Raw genomic sequence first — 5,240 nt, forward strand, 5'->3', positions numbered from 1 at the left:
TGTCGCGCACAGGGGACCATCAGGGCGACGCGCGGGCAACACTCCGGGTCAACGACTTCTGGTCCCCGGAGGACGACACGTGACGCATCTCCCGCGGGTTACTCGAAGCGGTTTCGATACGCGTCGCCCTTCGGGCGGCGCTACTCAACCCGCTGGTTCGGCGGGGGCCCACTCCCATGCGTTCCAGAACACGCCGCGCGCTAGTGGTGAGCGCGTCACGTTCTGGATGTCTGCGCTGATGGCCGTGAGGGTCGGGTACGCGTAGAGCGGCAGGCCGTAGGCGTCCTCGAAGAGGTGGGTGTCGATCTCGGCGGAGAGACGGGCCTGCTCCCCCGGGTCGGTCGCGCGAGTGAGCAGGTCAACGAGGGTGTCGACGTCGGGGTTCGAGTAGCGGGTGAAGTTGGCCAGCGCGGAGTCGCTGCGGAAAATCGCACCCGCGGCTCCTGGTCCGAGACGGGTGGTGTCCCACGCGAAGAGGGCGGCGTCGTAGGCGCCGGCGACGCCGAGAAGACCTTTCCAGTCGGAACTCGAGCAGTCGGTGACGGTGAAGCCCGCCCGGGCGGCGCTCTCGCGGATGAGCGCGAACTCCTCCTGCCGATCCTCGCTTGCCGGGTCGAACAGCAGGCAGACGGTAGGGGCGGTGACGCCCGCCTCCGCGAGCAGGTCGATGGCCTCATCCACCGCGGTCGCGACGTACTCCGCGGAGCCGTTGTCGGAGATCGCTTCGGCGTAGCCGTCGGCGCCGGGGCGCAGCACGAAGGAGTCGAGCAACACGGCATCCGGCTGCACGGGCGTCACGAGCGCGTCGAGGATCTGTTGCCGCGGCACGACGCGGAGGAAGGCTTCCCGCACCAGCGGGTCGGTGAAGACGCCGGTGCGGCTGTCGGCAAACTGTAAGTCGAGGTGTTCGACGCGGCTATCGGTGCCGGCGACGACACTCACCCCCTCGACCGCAAGGAATGCGGAGGCGTTCTCTTCTGTGGGAGGTGCGGTCGCGATGTCGATCTCGCCCTCGGTGAGCAACCGCACCGTCTCGAACGGCTCAGGCGAGAATCGCACCCGGATGGTTTCGATCGTCGGTCGACGGTCGCCGCGGTACTCGGGGTTGGCGTCGAGCGTGACCCCTTCGACGTCGATCGCCGTAATCACGTAGGGCCCCGCCGAGAGCAGCAGCGTCGCGTCATCGGGGGTGCGGTCGCCTGCGGTCTCGTCGATGTTGTACGCGTCGTTCCACGTGCGGGCAAGCGCACCGAGCGTAGATGCGTCGCGGTCGACGATCGCGGCGACCAGGTCATCTTTGGCGCTGTCGGCATCCTCGTAGTCGCGTCCGGTCGCCAGCACCTGCAGCACGTGCGTCGGGATGCCGGGCGCAAGCGCCGTTTGCCAGGTCGCCACGTACTCGTCGAAGTGCACGAACAGGGTGCGGCCGTCGTCGCCGAGCTGCGGCGTCTGGGTCGCGTGCTCGAGCCCGCCGCCGATGCGACCGTCGAAGAACACGACATCTTCGGGGAACTCGTCGGTGTAGCGGCCCGTTTCGGGGTCGATGAAGTCGGTGTCGTCGAAGTCTGGGGTATTGAGCACGCCTGAGTCGGCGGCCCAGGCGAGCAACAGGTCGGCCGCGTCGACCGGCGTGCCATCAGACCAGCGGGCGTCGGCGGCGACCTGGTAGCGCACGGTCAGCGGATCTTCGGCGACGATCTCCGCCGTGCCGAAGGAGTGGTCTTCGACGAAGCGGTAGGCGTCGTCGAAGTACCCGAATGCGCCCCCGGTGAGCGACGCGACGTCGGCATTCGTCGCACTGGAACGACCGAACGACGTCGCGGGGTTGAGCGACGTGAACGGCTCCGAGACCGCGACCCCGACCTCGCTGCCCTCGACCACCGTCGAAGTCGTGCACCCACTCAGCAGGAGCACGGCGACAACGGCGGCCCCCGCCATCCGGAGCGCCATCGTCGGCGGGTGCAGCATCATCGTCCCGAGCCTACGGGACCTGCCTGTCAGCCAACCCGACGGCTCTCTCGCCGCTTCCGCTGCTCCTCCGGGTCGGGAACTGGCACGGCAGCGAGCAGCCGCTGCGTGTACGGCTCCTTCGGCGACCGCAGAATCTCGTCGCGGGTTCCGGTCTCGACGATCCTGCCGCGGTGCATGACCGCGATCCGGTGCGCGAGCAGGTCGACGACGGCGAGGTCGTGGCTGACGAACAGGCAGGCGAACTGCAGCTCGCCCTGCAGGTTCTGCAGCAGGTCGAGGAAGCGCGACTGCACCGAGACGTCGAGCGCACTCGTCGGCTCGTCGGCGACGAGAAGGCTCGGCCGCAGGGCGAGCGCGCGGGCGATGCCGACGCGCTGACGCTGACCACCGGACAGTTCATGCGGGTAGCGGTTGCGGAATGAGCGCGGGAGCTCGACCTGGTCGAGCAACTTCTCCACCCTCTTGCTGAGGTCGGCACCCTTCGCTTCCATAGCGAGCAGGAGCGGTTCCCCGATGCTGTCGCCGATCGGCCAGCGCGGGTTGAGCGACGAGCCGGGGTCTTGGAACACGATTCCGACCTTGCGGCGGATGGCCCGCAGCTCTTTGCTGGAGAGCTTCGAGATGTCCTGACCGAGGATCCGGAGCGAGCCCTCGGCAACCGGCAGCAGCCCGACGGCGGCACGGCCGACCGTGGTCTTGCCCGAGCCGGACTCACCCACGAGACCGAGCACTTCACCCGGTCTGATGACCAGGTCGACGTTCTCGACGGCGCGGAACGCCGGAACGCGACCACGCTTCGGGTAGTCGATCGACACGCCCTCGAAGGCGAGCACGGGCTCGGCCTTCTGCTTCTCGGCGGCCGCCACCATCCCGCCCTCGTTGACCTTGACGTTGACCACCGCGGTGCCGAGGTGGGGGATCGCCGCGAGCAACTGTTGCGTGTACGGATGCTGCGGACGCTTGTAGATGTCCTCGATCAGGCCACGCTCGACGATGCGACCGTCTTTCATCACGACGACGTGGTCGGCCAGGTCGGCGACGACACCGAGGTCATGCGTGATCAGCAGGATGGCGCTGTTCAGACGGCCGCGAAGGTTGCGAAGCAGATCGAGGATCTCCGCCTGCACCGTCACATCGAGCGCAGTCGTCGGCTCGTCGGCGATCAGCAGAAGCGGATCGCACGAGATTGCCATCGCGATCATCGCGCGCTGCCGTTGACCACCCGAGAGCTGGTGGGGGTACTTCGAGAAGGCCACTTCGGGGTCGGGGATCTCGACCATGCCGAGCAGCTCGATCGCGCGGGAACGAGCCTCGGTGGGGCCGATCTGCAGCTGGCTGCGGATCGCCTCGACGATCTGGAACCCGATCGTGAAGACCGGGTTCAACGCCGTCATCGGCTCCTGGAAGATGACCGCGACATCCTTGCCACGGAGGCGACGTAACGCGGCGCCCTCCAGGCCAGCGACCTCACGACCGCTCAATTGGATGCTGCCGCTGACGCGGGAGTTGCTGGGAAGAAGCCCCATCAGCGCCATCGCCGACGAGCTCTTTCCCGACCCCGACTCGCCGACGACGGCCATGACTTCGCCGGGCAGCACTTCGTATTCGAGATCGATCGCAGCCGGGTACCACTCGCCGCTCACCCAGAAGTCGACCGAGAGGTTTTCGACCTTCAGGATCGGGGCGGTGCTGCTGGTCGCCGAGGCGTTCATCGGGTCACTCCGTCTTGCTGGCGAATGTCTGGGACGATGGGGGAATGAGCGAGCCCGGTCAGAATCCCTCGGGCATTCGGCTTCGTCCCCGGTTCGGGATGGTGTTGACGGTGATCGTGGCGGGCCTCGCGGTCGTGGCGCTCGCGACCTTCATCGTTGTCGGCGATCCCTGGGGGATGCTGCTGCACGGGTGGGGCGTCGTGCTGACCGCGTTCGCCGTCTGGCTGCTGTTCTGGGCTCCAAGCGTGACGATCGCCGAGCACGCCGTGATCGTCGACAACCCGGTGCGCCGAGTCACGATCCCCTGGTCGGCGATCGAGCGGATCGACACCCGCTGGTCGCTGCGCCTCTACACCCGCACCGGTTCGATCACTGCGTGGTCCGCGCCCGCGCCGAGTCGCTACGCGATGATGCGCGTGTCGAAGTCCGAACTCAGGGGGCTCCCCGAGTCGACGTACGGCCCGGGCGACAGTGTCGGACTCGGCGATCTTCCCGAGTCCGAGTCCGGTCTCGTGGCCTACTACGTGCGGCGTCGCTGGGAGCAGTTGCGCGACGAGGGTGCCCTGACCGAATCCGCGCCGCCCACGACGCAGTGGCTGTGGTGGCGTGTCGCTGTACTGGGGGCTCTGGTCGCGGCGACGGTGGCCGGCTTCCTTCTGCCCTGACGTCATCGGCGTGCGGCTGACGGTGGTCATGCGCGCGCCTCAGGCGCGGGCTGCACAACCGTCCGCTGCTTGCGCGCCGAGCGGTTCAGGCCGCGCTTCTGTCGCGGGTCGAACGCGTCGCGCAGGCCGTCGCCGATGAAGTTGATGGTGAGCGCGATGACGATGATGAACAGACCCGGCCACCAGAACAACCAGGGGCGCGTGTTGAACGCGGTCTGGAAGTTGTGAATGAGGCTGCCGAGCGACACGTCGGGGAACTGCACGCCGAACCCGAGGAACGAGACCGCTGCCTCGGTCAGGATCGTCGCCGACATCACCAGGGTCGCGTTGACGATGATGACGCCGATCGCATTCGGCAGGATGTGGCGGAAGATGATCCGGCTGTTGCTCGCCCCGGCGACCCGCGCGGCATCCACGTACTCCCGCTCGCGCAGACTCAGCACGTCGCCCCGCACCAGGCGCGACATTCCCGTCCAGAGCACGAGGCCGAGAATGATCGCCAACACGAACGATCCGCTGCGGTTGAACGTCGAGCCGAGAACCGCGGTGATCACGAGCACGGGGATGATGATGATCGCGTCGGTGAAGCGCATGAGCAGCTGGTCGATCCGACCGCGGAAGAATCCCGCAATCGACCCGACGAGCACGCCGAGGAACGTCGCGACGAGGCCGGAGACGAACACGATCATGAGCGACTGCTGCGTGCCACGCATCACCTGGGCAAAGATGTCGTGCCCGATCTCATCCTGCCCGAAGGGGTGCGTAGCCGAGGGGACTCCGCCGTCGAGGAGGTCATAAATCGCGACGGAGTTGAACTGCCACCACCCGGGCGTCTTGAGTCCAGCGGCGTCGATGCCGATCGAGCTGAACGCGAGTCCGACAACCCCGAGGA

The 5,240-nt window shown here is 67.4% G+C and carries 4 protein-coding genes; 1 reads left to right on the top strand and 3 read right to left on the bottom strand.

What is annotated here, in order from left to right; all coding sequences use genetic code 11:
• Positions 1–144 precede the first annotated feature (144 nt).
• Both RMO30_RS04610 and RMO30_RS04615 read right to left on the bottom strand, forming a co-directional pair.
• Positions 145–1,971, bottom strand: coding sequence for an ABC transporter substrate-binding protein (locus tag RMO30_RS04610; RefSeq protein ID WP_309710120.1), 1,827 nt, complete (start codon positions 1,969–1,971; stop codon positions 145–147).
• 26 nt (positions 1,972–1,997) lie between these two features.
• Positions 1,998–3,683, bottom strand: a complete 1,686-nt coding sequence (locus tag RMO30_RS04615) for an ABC transporter ATP-binding protein (protein ID WP_309710123.1) — start codon at positions 3,681–3,683, stop codon at positions 1,998–2,000.
• A gap of 44 nt (positions 3,684–3,727) precedes the next feature.
• On the opposite strand from RMO30_RS04615, the gene RMO30_RS04620 reads away from it, so the two are divergent.
• The gene (locus RMO30_RS04620) at positions 3,728–4,348 is read left to right on the top strand and encodes a PH domain-containing protein (protein WP_309710126.1); all 621 of its coding nucleotides are present in this window, start codon (positions 3,728–3,730) and stop codon (positions 4,346–4,348) included.
• Between the two features lie 26 nt (positions 4,349–4,374).
• On the opposite strand, the gene RMO30_RS04625 is transcribed toward RMO30_RS04620, so the two are convergent.
• The coding region (locus RMO30_RS04625; protein WP_309710129.1) for an ABC transporter permease at positions 4,375–5,240 on the bottom strand (866 nt) is incomplete at its 5' end.

Source organism: Pseudolysinimonas sp., assembly GCF_031389465.1.
GTDB lineage: Bacteria > Actinomycetota > Actinomycetes > Actinomycetales > Microbacteriaceae > Pseudolysinimonas_A.

What these genes read in the sequence shown, in the direction of transcription:
- RMO30_RS04620 (WP_309710126.1), top strand. Translation starts at nt 3,728, where the DNA reads ATGAGCGAGCCCGGTCAGAATCCCTCGGGCATTCGGCTTCGTCCCCGG.
- RMO30_RS04610 (WP_309710120.1), bottom strand. Translation starts at nt 1,971, where the DNA reads ATGATGCTGCACCCGCCGACGATGGCGCTCCGGATGGCGGGGGCCGCC.
- RMO30_RS04615 (WP_309710123.1), bottom strand. Translation starts at nt 3,683, where the DNA reads ATGAACGCCTCGGCGACCAGCAGCACCGCCCCGATCCTGAAGGTCGAA.